Consider the following 16,363-nt stretch of genomic DNA (forward strand, 5'->3'; position numbering starts at 1 on the left):
AATTAATTATTATCATCAATTCTATTTTCTTCATCTCTAGAGACGTTTTCTCTGTTCTTTTTCTTTCCAAATTTAGAACCAAAGCTATAAGACAATCTTAACTGAATATTTTGTCTGGATTGATTGCTTTCAATTTCTGCATTTAAATTATTATAGTTAATTGTACCCACAAACCCCCTGTTAAGTATTTTATTAAAGCCTAGATTCACTTTTAGCTTCTCGTCTAAAAACTTTTTCCCAAAAGAAAAATCTAACCCTGCAAACCATTTTGCATCAATACCCCCTTCTAAAGCACCAGTACCATAGTTTCCACTAATTTCTGCATTAATTTTCCATGGTAATTCATAACTGGCTTGAGTAAACCACATTAAACTCCATTTTTGTAAATTTAAATTATTGGTTGCAGATTCAAACTTATTATAGTTTACAATAAAGCCAGTATAGCCTTCTACACCTTTTATAAAACTTAGTGGGCCAAATAGCCTGAAATTCCAGTTTTTACTATCTGATAAATTGATAGTTGTTCGCATAATTTCAGCTGTATCATTATTTTGAGATATAAATTGAAACATCGCGTCTTCAGTTTCGCTATATCCAATCGTAAAAAATGGCTGGCCATCATAGGTTAAATTAAATTGATAATTATTGGTAAATGATGGTTTTAAATTTTCGTTTCCAACATCTGATGAAAGCGGATCGTAATATGTGACAAACGAATTTAAGGTATTGTAATTAGGTCGACGAATGCGATAACTATAAGCTATGCTTGCGCTAATGTTTTTATTTATTTCTATACTAACTGAAGCGCTGGGAAATATTTTAGAAATTTTTCGTTCTCTAGTTTCATTATTACTGCTTGATAGTCCTTTTGTGTTGCTGTCTTCAAAACGTAATCCTCCAGAAAAAGACCACTTCCCTTTTGTTAAATTTAATTTAGAATATAACGCAAAAATATTTTCATCTACTAAAAACCGATTACTAGCTTCTGCATCAAAATCAAAACCACCACTATTATTTTCATTAAACGATTGTAAATCATTATCTGTTTCTACTTGCGAATATTTACTACCAAAACTTAGTTTTAAATCATCTGAAAACATTCTGGTGTAGTCTGCTTTATATGTTTTTATTTGATATGTTCCATCTTGCAAATACCTTTGATTTGTATATGGAATAGTGCTTCCCGAAACCGAAGAAATGGTGTTAATATTATCGTTTGAATAATCTACAAAATTAAAATCGGCAGTGAATTTATGAGCTTCTGTTTTAAACTCGTAATACGGATTAACATTAAAAACTACTTGATTGCGGTTAAAACTGTTTTCAGACAGTAAAAAATCGCTTGTTGTTTGGGTTGTAATGTTGTTAGAACTTGTTGAAATTCTATCTGAATCTGCTGCATTTCTTCGCACTCCAATTCCTACAGAGTGATTGTCATTAATATAATAATCAATACTTGCACTTGTTCTAAAACTTTTAGGGTTGTAAGGTTCTATAGTTGCTTGGTCGTAAGTTTCATCGCCAACCGTTCTTTTAATAAACAGATCTTCCCTCCAAGTTGGACTTGAATATCCTGTGCTTATTTGCCAGTTTAATTTGTTTTTATAACTCGCAATTGAAGCACTTGCGCCATATTCAAAACCTTGATCCTCACCAATCCAGCTTGCTACATTTCCGTGCGTTCCTAATTTTACGTTTTTCTTTAAAATTATATTAATGATTGGTCCTGAACCTTCGGCATCAAATTCAGCTCCAGGTTGCTCAACTAACTCCACTTTAGCAATGTTATCTGCTGGCATATCACGAAGCAACGTATCCATATCCATATAATCTGTGGTCTTTCCATTAATTAAAATTCTAATATTCCTTTGTCCTGCATAACTAATTCCGTTATTGGTTACAAGAACTCCAGGAACACGCTTCATGACATCTTGTAAATTAGAATTCGCCATTTCAGATTTTTCTAAATCTACTATCAATTTTTCTGCTGTTTGCCTAATTACTGGTCTGCTGCTTTTAACAACTATTTCATCTAAAGTTTGGCTTTCTTCTTTTAAAGTGAAATTGAATTCTTTATTAGATGTTAATTCAAAAGCTTCGGTCTTTTTAGTTTCAAAACCCAAGGTTGAAACTTCAATGTAATAATTTCCAGTAGCAACATCATTAAAAATATATTTACCTTTTTCGTCTGAAATAGCACCACCAACAACTTCTTTTGAAACATTATTATATAATACCACGTTAGCAAATTCTAATGGTTGATTATTTTCGTCGCTTATAAATCCTATTATACTTTGCGCAAAACTTAGTGTAAAACTTAAGAAGAAAAAGAAAAAATGTAGTGTTTTTAATTTCATAACTGTTTGTTTTGATGATTGATAAAGTAAATGTATATTCATTATTGTTTTAACCGAAACTGTTTCTGGTGAATTGGGATAAAAAAAGGTTGAGTATTGTTTTTTTGGTGATAAGTCTAAAAAACCTCAGCCAAAAAGGAAGTAAATGCTTAGAAAAACATTTATAGTAGTATTTATGAAGAAAGATTGTGTTTTCTTAAACACTTTTAAGGTTTATTTAAAAATCGTTATTGATAATTTCAATTAATCCAGATTACACACTTATTTCTTTAAAAACACATTTACCGCAAAATTGTTAATAATTATTTTGTATGTTTATAACAGAGTAAACATAATTAATAGCAAAACTGTTATAAACACTTAATAACACTTTGTTTTCAACAACATCAAAGTGTTTGTTTTTTAGCTACTTATGTTTTATTTTTTATTAACATTTTTGTAATTTAAAGACCATGTTTTGTGTCTTTTTATAATTAAATGCCGAATAAAAATCGTTTTTGTAATTTTTAAAAATTAATCTTAATTGAGGGTTAACTTGAACGTTAAATTTCTTTTTTTTGATGTTCAGTTTAACAACTTTTTTGATATCCATTCTATATGAAAGCACTTTTTTACACCCGAGAATTTCCGCCTTATGTTTACGGAGGAGCAGGAGTTCATGTTGAATATTTAGCTGATGAGTTAGCTAAATTAATGAAGGTAGAAGTAAGGTGTTTTGGAGATCAAGATGCTAAATCTGGTAATTTAAGTGTAAAAGGTTTCCCTTTTGATAACCCCATTTTTGATACTGCAGATGATAAGTTAAAATCGGTATTTAAAACCTTAAGCACCTGTATACAAATGAATGGCGAACCAGTAGATGCAGATGTAGTGCATTGCCATACTTGGTATGCGCAGTTTGCAGGTATTGTTACCAAACTTTGTTATGGCATTCCATTAGTTATCACTACACATTCTCTTGAACCTTTAAGACCATGGAAACGTGAGCAATTAGGTAGAGGTTATGATGCATCGTCTTGGGTTGAAAAAACAGCGATTGAAATGGCCGATGCCATTATTGCGGTATCTGAAGAAACCAAAATTGATGTATTAAAACATTTTAATGTAGACGAAAATAAAGTTAAGGTAATTTACAATGGAATAAACCTGCAGCAATATGTAGTAACTTCTAAAACCACAACATTAGATGAATATGGTATTGATAAAACAAAACCTTATGTGCTTTTTGTTGGAAGAATTACGCGCCAAAAGGGCATTATTCATCTGGTTAATGCCATAAAATATATAGATCCAGATACCCAAATAGTGTTATGTGCCGGAGCTCCAGACACCAAAGAAATTGGTAAAGAAATGGAAGATGCTGTTGCTGAAGTTAAAAAAACACGCGATAATGTTATTTGGATTGATAAAATGCTTGAAAAAGATCAGGTTATTCAACTATACTCTCATGCCGATGTGTTTTGTTGTCCTTCAATTTACGAGCCTTTTGGTATTATAAACATTGAAGCTATGGCTTGTAACACCGCTGTTGTAGCAAGTGCTGTAGGAGGTATTAAAGAAGTGGTTGTTGATGGAGAAACAGGAATTCTTATTCCTTTAGAACAACAAAAACAAGCCCCTTTTGAGCCTATAGACCCAGATAAATTTTCAAGAGATTTAGCTAATGGTATTAACAAAGTAATTAAAAACAAGGACTTAAAAGATACTATGGCAAAAAATGGCAGAAAACGTGTTGAAGACTATTTTGATTGGGTAGCCATTGCTAAGCAAGTTGAATCACTATACAAATCACTATTATAAATTTAGCGTTAATAAAAAATTAAAGTCATGATAAATAACAAAGTCTTATCAATTATACTAGGTGGTGGTCAAGGATCGAGGTTATACCCTTTAACAAAAGACAGATCTAAACCCGCAGTTCCTATTGCCGGAAAATACAGATTGGTAGATATTCCTATCTCTAATTGTATAAATGCAGATATAAAACGCATGTTTGTTTTAACGCAGTTTAACTCCGCTTCATTAAACCGCCATATAAAGAACACTTATCATTTTAGTTTTTTTAGTAGTGCTTTTGTAGATGTTTTGGCCGCAGAACAAACACCAAACAACAAAACCTGGTTTCAAGGAACCGCAGATGCTGTAAGACAGAGTATGCATCATTTTTTAAGACATGATTTTGATTATGCTTTAATACTGTCTGGTGATCAATTATACCAAATGGATTATGATAAATTGATCGAGGCTCATGAGAAAAGTGGCGCCGAAATTTCTATTGCAACCATACCCGTTAACGCCAAAGACGCAACGTCGTTTGGTATCTTAAAATCAAATGATGAGAGTGTAATCACTTCTTTTATAGAAAAACCAGACGCTAGTTTATTACCCGAATGGACCTCAGAAGTAAGTGATGAGATGAAATCGCAAGGGCGAAACTATTTAGCTTCAATGGGTATTTATGTGTTTAATAGAGATTTGTTAATTGAATTAATGAAAGACCCATCGACTAACGATTTTGGAAAAGAAATTATTCCTCAAAGTATTGAAAAACACAAAACGCTTAGTTATCAGTACGAAGGTTATTGGACAGATATTGGAAACATAGACTCGTTTTTTGAGGCTAACCTTGGTCTTACTGAAGACATTCCAAAGTTTGATTTATATGACAGACAAAAACGTATTTACACCAGAGCGCGTATGTTACCTACAACCAAATTAGCAGGAACTATGTTAGAAAAAGCGGTAATTGCTGAAGGTTGTATTATAAGTGCTGCAAAAATAGAAAAGTCGGTGATTGGTATTCGTTCAAGAATTGGTAAAGAGTCAACCATAATAAACACCTATATGATGGGTTGTGATCATTATGAAACTTTAGAAGAAATTGATAGAAACAAAATTGAAATCCTTTTAGGAATTGGCGAACGCTGCTTTATTAAAAACGCCATTATAGATAAAAACTGCCGAATTGGAGATGATGTTAGAATTAATGGAGGAAACCATCTTGAGGATAAAGAAACTGATATGTATTTTATAAAAGATGGTATTATAGTTATTAAAAAAGGAGCCGTTATTCCAAAAGGGTATGTTATATAAATCTTATTATTTTGATTCGCATATTATAATATAGAAACTCCTATTTTTACTTTTTACTAAACTAAATTAACCTATGCAAAACCAAAAAAGAGTTGTTGTAGATTATGTTTCTCCCCAAATAAACTGTGGAGAATTTTATATAAAGCGTGTTGTAAATGAAATTGTTAATGTAGATGCTCATATTCTAGCAGATGGTCATGATGTGCTTGGGGCTTCGGTTTTGTATAAACATCAAAAAGATAAAAAATGGCGTGAAAACAGAATGCATCTTATTGTTAATAATGAATGGAAAGCGTCTTTTTCTGTTGAAAAACAAGGCTTTTACACATATAAAGTAGAAGCTTGGGTGGATTATGCTTTAAATTGGCAACATGGTATTGAGCGTAAAATTGAAGATAACCAACATGTAAAGTCAGAGCTTTTAGAAGGTGTGGAATATCTTAAAAACATCAAAGTTAAAACCGATAAAAATGATTCGCTTTATCTAGACCATTTAATTAATATTTTTAAAGATGAAACAAATTATAATGAAGCCATCAAAGAAGCAACCAGTGAAAGACTTCATAATATTTTTTTCAATCATCCAGAAAAAATATTAGTTAACTCTTCTAAAGAATTTCAAGTTTATGTAGATAGAAAAAAAGCGCGTTTTAGTACTTGGTATGAATTTTTTCCGCGTTCTGCTTCAGAACAAGAAGGCGTTCACGGCACATTAAAAGACTGTGAACGATTATTACCTAGAGTTTCAAAAATGGGGTTTGATACGCTTTACTTACCTCCTATTCATCCTATTGGCGAAGTAAACCGAAAAGGTAAAAACAACACTACAGAAGCTAAAGAAGGAGACGTAGGGTCTACGTGGGGAATTGGTTCTCAATATGGTGGACATAAAGATATTCACCCAGATTTAGGTACACTTGATGATTTTAAAAACCTAATCAAAAAAGCTAAGGAGCATAATATTGAAATTGCTATGGATTATGCGCTTCAAGCAGCGCCTGATCATCCTTGGGTAAAAGAACACCCAGAATGGTTTAAATGGCGACCAGATGGCACTGTTCAATATGCCGAAAACCCACCTAAAAAATATCAAGATATCCTACCTATTTATTGGGAAAGCAAAGATTTTAAAAACCTTTGGAAAGAGTGCTTGGATATTTTATTGTATTGGATAGATTGTGGTATAATTATTTTTAGAGTAGACAACCCGCACACAAAGCCATTTTATTTCTGGAATTGGATTATTTCTAAGGTTAAAGCAAAACACCCAGATGTTATATTTTTAGCTGAAGCATTTACGGCGCCAAAAGTTATGCAGCAATTAGCAAAACAAGGCTATACCCAATCTTACACTTACTTTACATGGCGTAACACAAAACATGAGCTTACTGAGTATGTTGAAGAGTTAACCAAAAGTGAGCAGCGAGAATATATGCAACCAAACTTCTGGCCTAATACTCCAGATATAAATCCGTTTCATTTACAAGGTGCTAACGAATCTAAACATATACAGCGCTATGTGTTGGCTGCAACTTTAAGTTCGAGTATTGGTTTATACGGACCTGTTTATGAGTATATGTTAAGCGATGCTTTACTTGGAAAAGAAGAATATAATAACTCCGAGAAATTTCAATTTACCCATTACGATTGGTCTATAGAAAATAAGTTGACAACGGTAATATCAAAAGTAAATTATATTCGTCATCAAAACGAAGCGCTTCAGCAAACAAATAATATTAAATTCTGCTATATTGAAAACGATAATTTAATCGCTTTTTATAAGTGGAACGATTCAAAAACCAATGAGTTATTAATCATTATTAGTTTAGATGCGTTTAACTCGCAACAAGGCACAGTTCAACTTCCCTTAAATGAATTAGGTATTCATGCAGGGCATCAAATAGAAGTTCAGGATTTAATCACCAATAGTAAGTACAATTGGGGAAGTGAGTGGAATTTTGTAGAACTACATCCAACACTACCTTTCCATATCTTTAAGATAAAAAAATAATATGTCAAATCAATCGGCTATATCCTCAGTAAGCTCTCCTTTCCAGTTTAATAAAACTTGGGAAGAATTGCTGGATAGTAACGATTTTGTAAAAGTATTTTTATCTGATGTATTGGAAGATTACATCATAAAACAACGTTGGTACGGAGGAAAGGCTAGCAAACTTAAGTATATTGAATTAGCTGAGTTTTTTAGAATTCAACAAAAAGGAGAGGTTTACTATGGGTTGATTTTAGAGGTTAATTTCGTTGAGGCTTTTTATCAGCATTACTTTTTACCAATAGCTTTTGTAACCGATGAAAACTTCGCGCCAAAAAACCGAATTCTTCCTATACAAATTAATGGACAAAAAGGGTTTATTATTGATGCTATAAACCTTGAGGCATTTAGAAAATTAGTTTTTGAACGTATTGCAACCGCAGAACCTATAGACACCACAAAGGTTCAATACCATAAAAGTCATTTGTTTAATGATGTGGTTTATGAATCTTCCAGATTTATGGGCTTGGAACAAAGCAACACATCGTTAATTTATAACGACAGATATGTTTTAAAGTTTTTTAGAAGAATTTTTGCAGACAAAAACCCAGATTATGAAATGAGTCGGTTTTTATCAGAGAAAAAAGGATTTAAAAATACACCTTCATACCTTGGCAGTATCAATCTGGTAGATTCTGATAATGTAAACATTACCATTGGTTTAATGCAGGAAATGATTACAAACCAAGGTGACGCCTGGGATTACATGTTAAAAGAGTTGCACAATGTATTTTGCAATTTAGAACATAAAAATATAAAAGTTGAAAATCTACCTAATACAGAATTGTATCAACGTTTAACCATTAGCGATGTGCCACCACAAATTATAGACTGGGTAGGTTTAAAATTATTTTTACAAGTCCAAACCTTAGCAAAACGTACCGCAGAAATGCATATTGCATTAGGTTCGGAGTTTGAAGAAACCGCTTTTACTCCAGAACATTATAATGGCGATTACACCGTTTGGTTAAAAAACAAAATGTTGTATCAATTTCAAAACAGGTTAAATACAATTGAAAATAATATTCATAAACTCGAAGGGTTAGCTTTAGAATTGGCTAATGAATTTTTAGATAATAAAAATGCCATTAGAAAACGCTTTGTAAATTTTGACTGGACTAAACTTAAAGGTGAGCGCATAAGAATTCATGGCGATTATCATTTAGGGCAAGTTTTAGTAAAAGACGACGATTTCTACATTCTGGATTTTGAAGGTGAGCCAGAAAGCACTATACGAGATAGAAAAGTAAAGCAACCGCCACTAAAAGATGTTGCGGGTTTGTTTAGGTCGTTTCATTATGCTATTTACGCTACTATTTTTAATAATCAGGATGCTTATCCTTTTAATCAGGAAAACTTATTTAAAGCCGGAGAAATACTCTATCGTTACATAACAGGATTGTTTTTAGGAACCTATGTTACCGAAACACAAAACGCAAATTTAAATTTAGGTTATAACCAAGAACGTATTTTTATTTTAAAATACTGTTTATTAGAAAAAGCAGTTTACGAGTTGGGTTACGAGCTTAATTCTCGTCCGCAATGGGCAGTCATTCCTTTAAAAGGAATATCTAATATTATAAACCACTAAACCAATATGGCACAAGTAAAAGTTCACAGTTTATTTACAGAATTCGATATCAATCTTTTTAAATCTGGAAAGCATTATAGACTGTATGAAAAATTAGGTTCTCACTTAGTAACTGTAGATGGAATTGATGGTGTTTATTTTGCTGTTTGGGCGCCTACAGCAAAACAAGTTTCTGTAATTGGTGATTTTAATTATTGGATGGAAGGCGAACACCAGCTAAATGTTCGATGGGATTCTAGTGGTATTTGGGAAGGTTTTATTCCACTTATTGGTAAAGGCTCTAAATACAAATACAAAATTCAAAGCAATAATAACGATATAAAAACGGAAAAAGCAGACCCATATGCAAGACGTTTTGAGCACAATCCAAATACAGCCTCTATTGTTTGGGACGACGATTACAAGTGGAAAGACAGCAACTGGATGAAAACCCGGAAAAAGCATAATGCTTTAGACGCTCCATATTCTGTTTACGAAGTGCATTTAGGGTCTTGGAAGAAAAATGTAGAGGAAGATAGGTTTATGTCGTATTATGAATTGGCAGACGACTTAGTGAACTATGTAAAAGAGATGAATTTTACACATGTAGAACTTATGCCAATTATGGAATATCCTTATGATCCTTCTTGGGGTTATCAAATAACAGGATATTTTGCACCAACATCACGTTTTGGTTACCCTGAAGAGTTTAAATATTTAGTAGATAAACTACATCAAAATGATATAGGAATTATTTTAGATTGGGTACCATCACATTTCCCAGAAGATGCTCACGGTTTAGGCTTTTTTGATGGTTCGCATTTATACGAACACCCAGATAAACGCAAAGGCTATCATCAAGATTGGAAAAGTTTAATTTTTAATTATGAACGTAATGAAGTGCGTTCCTTTTTAATAAGTAATGCTATTTTTTGGCTCGATCAATACCACGCCGATGGTTTACGTGTAGACGCTGTGGCTTCTATGCTGTTTTTAGATTATTCTCGTGAAGATGGCGAATGGGAACCAAACATTTACGGTGGCAGAGAAAATCTGGCTGTTATTAGTTTTTTAAAAGAATTAAATGAAGAAGTTTACTCGTCATTTCCAGATGTACAAACTATTGCCGAAGAGTCAACCGCTTTTCCTATGGTTTCTAAACCTACATTTGTTGGCGGATTAGGATTTGGTATGAAATGGATGATGGGATGGATGCACGATACGCTTGAATACTTTAAAAAAGATCCTGTTTATAGAAAATACCATCAAAACGATATTACTTTTAGTTTAGCTTATGCTTTTACCGAGAATTTTATGCTGCCTTTATCTCATGACGAAGTGGTGTATGGTAAAAACTCTATTTTAGGCAGAATGCCTGGTGACGAGTGGCAACGTTTTGCTAATCTTCGTTTGTTATACGGTTATATGTTTACACATCCTGGAACAAAACTATTGTTTATGGGTAGTGAGTTTGGGCAATACAATGAATGGAATTTTCAAGAAAGCCTAGATTGGAATTTACTAGAATTTGAACCTCATAAAAACGCTCAAAACTATTATAAAGCATTAAATAAGTTCTACAAAACAACACCTGCTTTATATGAAAAAGCCTTTACTGGAGAAGGTTTTGAATGGATAAGTTACGACGACCATGAAAACTGTGTAATTTCATACCTTAGAAAAGGTTATGATTCAAAAAATAATGTAGCTGTTATTTGTAATTTAACGCCAACTGTTAGAGAAAACTATCGTATAGGTGTGCCTGTTAAGGGTAAACTAAAAGAAGTTTTTAATAGCGATTCTAAAGAATTTGGTGGTAGTGGTGTTTCTAACAAAAGACAAATCACTATCAAAAAAACACCTTGGAATGGTAAAGATTTTTCAGCTGAAATCACATTACCTCCATTGGCTGTTACTGTTTTCGAATTTAAACCATAAAAGTTATCGTTTTTTACTAAATTTTAAAAGTTTTTTAATCCTTTTGAAGCGCAAAAAACTGTTGATTAGTAGCTTGTTAAGCTTTTAGTAATTAATTAACTCATAAATTACGTTTTATATAATTTTTTGTTCTTTTTTTTAATAAAAAGAAACGCGAGAGCTTTATTAAATTTAGTACTTTCGTCAATTAATATTGACTCTTAGTTTATGATATTAAATACTGAATTAGAATATAAAGGAAACTTGTTTCCTTCAAAAATAGTAAAGTACGAAAAGAACTTAAACGTACTTTCATTTACTTCCGAGAATGGGGTTGTATTACAAGTTACCGTTCGTAGAGACAGCATACTTCGCTTTAGATATACAACAACTGGCATTTTTGAAAACGATTTTTCATATGCCATCACAAAATATGCTAGTAGAGGTTATAATCACCTTGAAGTTTCTGAAGATGATAATAAATACACAATTACTACCGCAAAACTAATTTGTAAAATAGCAAAAACGGATTTACGTATATCTATTTTAGATGCTAAAGACAATACGCTTATTTGTGAAGACGAACTTGGTTTTCACTGGGAAGAAAGCTACGAGCATGGTGGCGATGTGGTAAAAATGTCTAAAACATCTCAACCAGGAGAAAGTTATTATGGTTTAGGTGATAAGCCTGTAGATAATAATTTGAAGGGCAAGCGTTTTGAAAATTGGGTAACCGATTCTTATGCTTATGGTAGAAATACCGACCCAATTTACAAAACCATTCCTTTTTATACGGCGCTTCATAATAAAAAATCTTACGGAATCTTTTTTGATAATACATTCCGATCGTTTTTCGATTTTTGTCACGAACGAAGAAATATAACTAGTTTTTGGGCTCACGGTGGTGAGATGAATTACTATTTTATTTATGGACCAGAAATGTCTGAAGTGGTTGCAAACTACACCGATTTAACTGGAAAACCGCATCAATTACCTCCACTTTGGGCATTAGGATACCACCAATGTAAATGGAGTTATTATCCAGAATCAAACGTAAAAGACATTACATCTAAGTTTAGAGAATTACAAATTCCTTGTGATGCTATTTATTTAGATATCGATTACATGGAAGGTTTTAGATGCTTTACATGGAATAAAGAGTATTTCCCAGACCCAAAACGCATGGTTAAGGAATTAGCCGACGATGGGTTTAAAACCATTGTAATTATAGACCCTGGAATTAAAATAGACATGGATTATTCTGTGTTTAAAGAAGGCTTGGAAAAAGATTACTTCTGTAAACGTGCAGACGGTCCTTATATGAAAGGTAAAGTATGGCCAGGGGAATGTTATTTCCCAGATTTCACAAATCCAGAGGTAAGAGAATGGTGGTCTGATTTGTTTAAAGAACTTATTGAAGATATAGGTGTAAAAGGCGTTTGGAATGACATGAACGAACCTGCGGTAATGGATGTTCCTGGAAAAACGTTCCCAGACGATGTAAGACACAATTACGAAGGTAATTACTGTAGCCACAGAAAAGCGCATAATGTTTACGGTATGCAAATGGCTCGTGCTACCTATCAAGGGTTGAAAAAATTCTCATACCCAAAAAGACCTTTCGTAATTACAAGAGCTGCTTATTCTGGCACACAACGTTACACATCTAGCTGGACTGGAGATAATGTAGCCACTTGGGATCACTTAAACATAGCCAACCTGCAAGCGCAACGTATGAGTATGTCTGGATTCTCTTTTATAGGATCTGATATTGGTGGATTTGCAGAACAACCAAACGGCGAATTATACGCACGTTGGATTCAGTTGGGTATTTTCCATCCGTTTTGTAGAACACACTCTTCTGGAGACCACGGCGATCAAGAACCTTGGGCTTTTGGGGACACCATTACCGATGTAGTAAGAAAGTTTATTGAATTAAGATATCAATTACTACCTTATTTATACACCGCATTCTGGAGATATGCCGAAGAAGGTATTCCTATTTTAAAATCGTTAGTATTATACGACCAGGCAGACCCGCAAACGCATTACAGAAATGATGAGTTTGTTTTTGGTGAAAAAATATTAGCGTGTCCGGTTACAGGGCCAAATCAAAAAGGAAGACGCATGTACTTCCCTGTTGGAAAATGGTATAACTTCTGGACCGATGAAGTTGTAAAAGGCGGGCAAGAACTTTGGGTTGATGCCGATTTAGATAGTATGCCAGTTTTTGTTAAAGAAGGTGCTATTATTCCTAAATACCCTATCCAGCAGTATGTAGGCGAAAAAACTATAGACGAATTAATACTTGATGTATACTATAAATTAGGTAAAGAAAAATCTATGGTTTATGAAGATGCTACCGATGGTTATGATTATATAAAAGGGCGCTATAGCTTAAGAGATTTTAGTTTACTTGGTAAAAAAGATGAGTTGATTATTCAGCAACATAAAACCGGTAAATTTATTACTACGTATAAAACATTTAAATTGAGTTTACACGGGTTGCCTTTTAAAATATCTAAAGTTCAAGTGGATAACGTAGAAATTTCTTTTAAAGATTTAAAACTTAACGGAGATAATACTTTAACGCTTAAAAAAGAGTTTACAGAACTTCATATTATGGCTTAAAAATTAACTAACCATTCTATATAAAAAGTCTTCATTTAAATTATTAAATGAGGGCTTTTGTTTTTAATAATCTTTCTGTGTTTATTGACTTTGTAAAAAATTTCAGCTAACTTCGTTTAACATAGAATATAAAACATTCAAACGATTTCATATTCAGTCGTTGTATGCCATTTGACAAAAAACAAACTTTATGACATTAATCAAGTGCAATAAATGTTTAAGTGAGTTTAAACCTGACTCTGACCAATTGAATTTCATTAATTCATCAAAAGAAAAAGGAATGTCATTTATAATGTTAAAATGTCAAAATTGCGAATTGACATTCCCTTACAATCCTATTTCTATTGAATTTGAAAAACAAACTCAAGAATTGCCAATAAGAACACCGATACCTGGTTCTCATGGATTTATTTCATTGGTAAATAATGACAATGAAAATTTTTATGGATGTGGAGAAACTGGAACAATTTGGAAACGCCAAAAAAATTTATTTAGAGATATAGAACAAATTATAAAAAAATATCCGCATCGAGAGTTATGCTATTTAAAAACTAAAGACGGTTGGATTGCTAATCCTAATGAACCAAATGACATGGACAAATTAATTGAACAAGAAACTTTTGAGCGACTGACAAAATTTGAAATGGATTAATAAAAACGGCATACAACAATGTATAAAAATAATGCTTAAGTTTATTCCTAAATCAAAAGGTTAGTGCGTATTTGGTCACTCTGATTTTCCTGCGGAAAATCCTCGGACACAAAACCGCACTATTCTTATACGTAACCGTTAAACGAAACACTACTCCTCTTTTGAAGCTTTAGTTTCAGCTGTTGGTACTTTTTCAACATCAAAAGGTTTTCCTAAATATACCAATTGATAACCTTTTTTAATGTTTTCAAAATCTAAATTATAAGACGATATTATATGTAGTTCGCCTTCATCATCCTTTACAAAAAGCGGTATGATATCTTCATCAGCATTCGAGATTTTTATCAGTTTATTGTAATGCGCTTTGTCTTCTAAATCTATTTCCTGTATAGATGGATGTTTTCTAGTAAGTTCCATTAAAGAATTAAAATCGTCTTTATGTGAAAACAAGCCTTCTTTTGGAGTGTCTGTACCTTCCATAATTTCTTGTGAGGTAACCAATCTAAACGAACCATTTTCTCCAAACTGTTTACTAAACTTATTAATTGCATAAGTGTTTATATCTGGACTTCCGGTTAATGCCATTAAATATCCTACATCACTAAGTTCTATGTTATCTAAAAGCGTGTCAGAATATATGTTAGTTGTTAAGGCCTCTAAACCTAATTCTTTTGCTTTTTTAATATTAGTTTCGTTACTATCAATTAGCACAACATGCCTGCCGTTTGTTTCTAAATAATGCCCTAGTAATCTAGAAACTTTTGACGCCCCAACAATTAAAATACCTCCAGATTTCTTAAGAAAAACACCTACTAATTTCGCAAATAAACGAGCTGTGGTTGCGTTTAATAAAACGGTTCCAAGCACAATCATAAACACCAGCGGCGTGATGTATTTAGCATCTGGCACACCTTTATCGGCAAGCGTTAATCCAAAAAGCGATGCGATACCTGCTGCAACAATACCTCGAGGTCCTACCCAACTAATAAATAGTTTTTCGTTTAATTTTAATTTAGAGCCATGAGTGCTTAAAAAAACACCAATAGGTCTAATAATAAAAACTACTAATGCAAATAATGTAACTGCTTTCCAATTGAATACTAACAACAATTCTTCCATGTTAATATTTGCCGCAAGCAAAATGAATAAAATGGATATGAGTAAAACGCTTAAAGATTCCTTAAAATAAAGTAGTTCTTTTAAATATGATGAGTTAGAGTTTCCTAAAACCATACCCATTACAACAACCGCAAGTAATCCAGACTCGTGTGCAAAAACATCAGACAACACAAAAACACCTAATACCGCCGCCAAAGCAAATACATTTAGTAAATAATGAGGCACCAATTTTTTGTTAATAATAAAGTTAAGCGCGTGTGCAAAGGTGAACCCGAAGGTAAATCCAAATAATACAATTTTACCAAATTCTATTAGGGCTGTTTTAGTAAACTCGCCTCCTGCACCTACACTTATAAACTCAAAAACAAGTACTGCCACTAATGCGCCTATAGGATCTATTAAAATACCCTCCCATTTTAAAACTGCCGAAATATCCTTTTTTAGTGGGATATTCCTTAAAATTGGTGTAATTACAGTGGGGCCTGTTACTATAATAAGTGCAGAAAACAAATACGATATTTCCCAACTTAAATTAAACACAAAATGTGCTGCAATGGCGGCTCCAAAAAACGTAACAAGAGAACCCAATGTAATAAGCTTGGTAATAATGGGGCCAACATTTTTTATTTCATTAATTCTTAGGGTCAATCCACCCTCAAAAAGAATAATACTAATAGAAAGTGACACAAAATAAAACAGACTTTTCCCTGGAAACAAACCTTCTTTACCATTCCAGATGGGTTCAATCCATTTGGTTCCATCTTCACTTAAAAATTCTGCTGCAATGGGTCCAACCAACAAACCAATTAATATTAAAGGTAAAATAGCTGGAATTTTAAATTTCCATGCTACCCACTGTGCTAATATTCCTAAAATGATAATGCCTCCTAATTCTAACATATTATCTAAATTCTTTATATAAAATCACTAAAATAAGTAAAACAGATGATTTGATGTTTTTAAAAATACTATCT

At 32.7% G+C, this 16,363-nt stretch carries 9 protein-coding genes; 7 read left to right on the forward strand and 2 right to left on the reverse strand.

Annotated elements, in window-relative coordinates:
- Nucleotides 1-2 precede the first annotated feature (2 nt).
- Nucleotides 3-2,357 carry an outer membrane beta-barrel protein gene (locus MBM09_RS01605; RefSeq protein WP_238675100.1) on the reverse strand — a complete coding sequence of 785 codons (2,355 nt, stop codon included), beginning with the start codon at nt 2,355-2,357 and terminating at the stop codon, nt 3-5.
- Between the two features lie 597 nt (nt 2,358-2,954).
- On the opposite strand from MBM09_RS01605, the gene glgA reads away from it, so the two are divergent.
- The 7 genes from glgA (at nt 2,955) to MBM09_RS01640 (ending at nt 14,270) form a co-directional block, all read left to right on the forward strand.
- Nucleotides 2,955-4,157 carry a glycogen synthase gene (gene glgA, locus MBM09_RS01610; RefSeq protein ID WP_238675101.1) on the forward strand — a complete coding sequence of 401 codons (1,203 nt, stop codon included), beginning with the start codon at nt 2,955-2,957 and terminating at the stop codon, nt 4,155-4,157.
- Between the two features lie 27 nt (nt 4,158-4,184).
- On the forward strand, nt 4,185-5,450 hold the full coding sequence (locus MBM09_RS01615) for a glucose-1-phosphate adenylyltransferase (RefSeq protein ID WP_238675102.1): 1,266 nt from the start codon (nt 4,185-4,187) through the stop codon (nt 5,448-5,450).
- 73 nt (nt 5,451-5,523) lie between these two features.
- The gene (locus tag MBM09_RS01620; protein ID WP_238675103.1) at nt 5,524-7,461 is read left to right on the forward strand and encodes an alpha-1,4-glucan--maltose-1-phosphate maltosyltransferase; all 1,938 of its coding nucleotides are present in this window, start codon (nt 5,524-5,526) and stop codon (nt 7,459-7,461) included.
- 1 nt (nt 7,462) lies between these two features.
- Entirely contained in the window at nt 7,463-9,091 is a 1,629-nt protein-coding gene (locus tag MBM09_RS01625; RefSeq protein WP_238675104.1) for a trehalose synthase, read from the forward strand.
- A gap of 6 nt (nt 9,092-9,097) precedes the next feature.
- Nucleotides 9,098-11,008 (forward strand): 1,4-alpha-glucan branching protein GlgB, encoded by a 1,911-nt coding sequence (glgB, locus tag MBM09_RS01630; RefSeq protein WP_238675105.1) that lies wholly within the window; start codon nt 9,098-9,100, stop codon nt 11,006-11,008.
- Between the two features lie 207 nt (nt 11,009-11,215).
- Nucleotides 11,216-13,618: a glycoside hydrolase family 31 protein gene (locus MBM09_RS01635; protein ID WP_238675106.1), complete on the forward strand. Its 2,403-nt coding sequence runs from the start codon at nt 11,216-11,218 to the stop codon at nt 13,616-13,618.
- Between the two features lie 280 nt (nt 13,619-13,898).
- The gene (locus tag MBM09_RS01640; RefSeq protein WP_238675107.1) at nt 13,899-14,270 is read left to right on the forward strand and encodes a hypothetical protein; all 372 of its coding nucleotides are present in this window, start codon (nt 13,899-13,901) and stop codon (nt 14,268-14,270) included.
- 150 nt (nt 14,271-14,420) lie between these two features.
- Here MBM09_RS01640 and MBM09_RS01645 read toward each other — a convergent pair whose 3' ends face one another.
- The gene (locus MBM09_RS01645; protein ID WP_238675108.1) at nt 14,421-16,289 is read right to left on the reverse strand and encodes a sodium:proton antiporter; all 1,869 of its coding nucleotides are present in this window, start codon (nt 16,287-16,289) and stop codon (nt 14,421-14,423) included.
- Nucleotides 16,290-16,363: the final 74 nt, after the last annotated feature.

The organism is Flaviramulus sp. BrNp1-15 (assembly GCF_022259695.1).
Classification (GTDB): domain Bacteria; phylum Bacteroidota; class Bacteroidia; order Flavobacteriales; family Flavobacteriaceae; genus BrNp1-15.

What these genes read in the sequence shown, in the direction of transcription:
- MBM09_RS01615 (WP_238675102.1), top strand. Translation starts at nt 4,185, where the DNA reads ATGATAAATAACAAAGTCTTATCAATTATACTAGGTGGTGGTCAAGGA.
- MBM09_RS01605 (WP_238675100.1), bottom strand. Translation starts at nt 2,357, where the DNA reads ATGAAATTAAAAACACTACATTTTTTCTTTTTCTTCTTAAGTTTTACA.
- MBM09_RS01640 (WP_238675107.1), top strand. Translation starts at nt 13,899, where the DNA reads ATGTCATTTATAATGTTAAAATGTCAAAATTGCGAATTGACATTCCCT.
- MBM09_RS01645 (WP_238675108.1), bottom strand. Translation starts at nt 16,289, where the DNA reads ATGTTAGAATTAGGAGGCATTATCATTTTAGGAATATTAGCACAGTGG.
- glgB (WP_238675105.1), top strand. Translation starts at nt 9,098, where the DNA reads ATGGCACAAGTAAAAGTTCACAGTTTATTTACAGAATTCGATATCAAT.
- glgA (WP_238675101.1), top strand. Translation starts at nt 2,955, where the DNA reads ATGAAAGCACTTTTTTACACCCGAGAATTTCCGCCTTATGTTTACGGA.
- MBM09_RS01625 (WP_238675104.1), top strand. Translation starts at nt 7,463, where the DNA reads ATGTCAAATCAATCGGCTATATCCTCAGTAAGCTCTCCTTTCCAGTTT.
- MBM09_RS01635 (WP_238675106.1), top strand. Translation starts at nt 11,216, where the DNA reads ATGATATTAAATACTGAATTAGAATATAAAGGAAACTTGTTTCCTTCA.
- MBM09_RS01620 (WP_238675103.1), top strand. Translation starts at nt 5,524, where the DNA reads ATGCAAAACCAAAAAAGAGTTGTTGTAGATTATGTTTCTCCCCAAATA.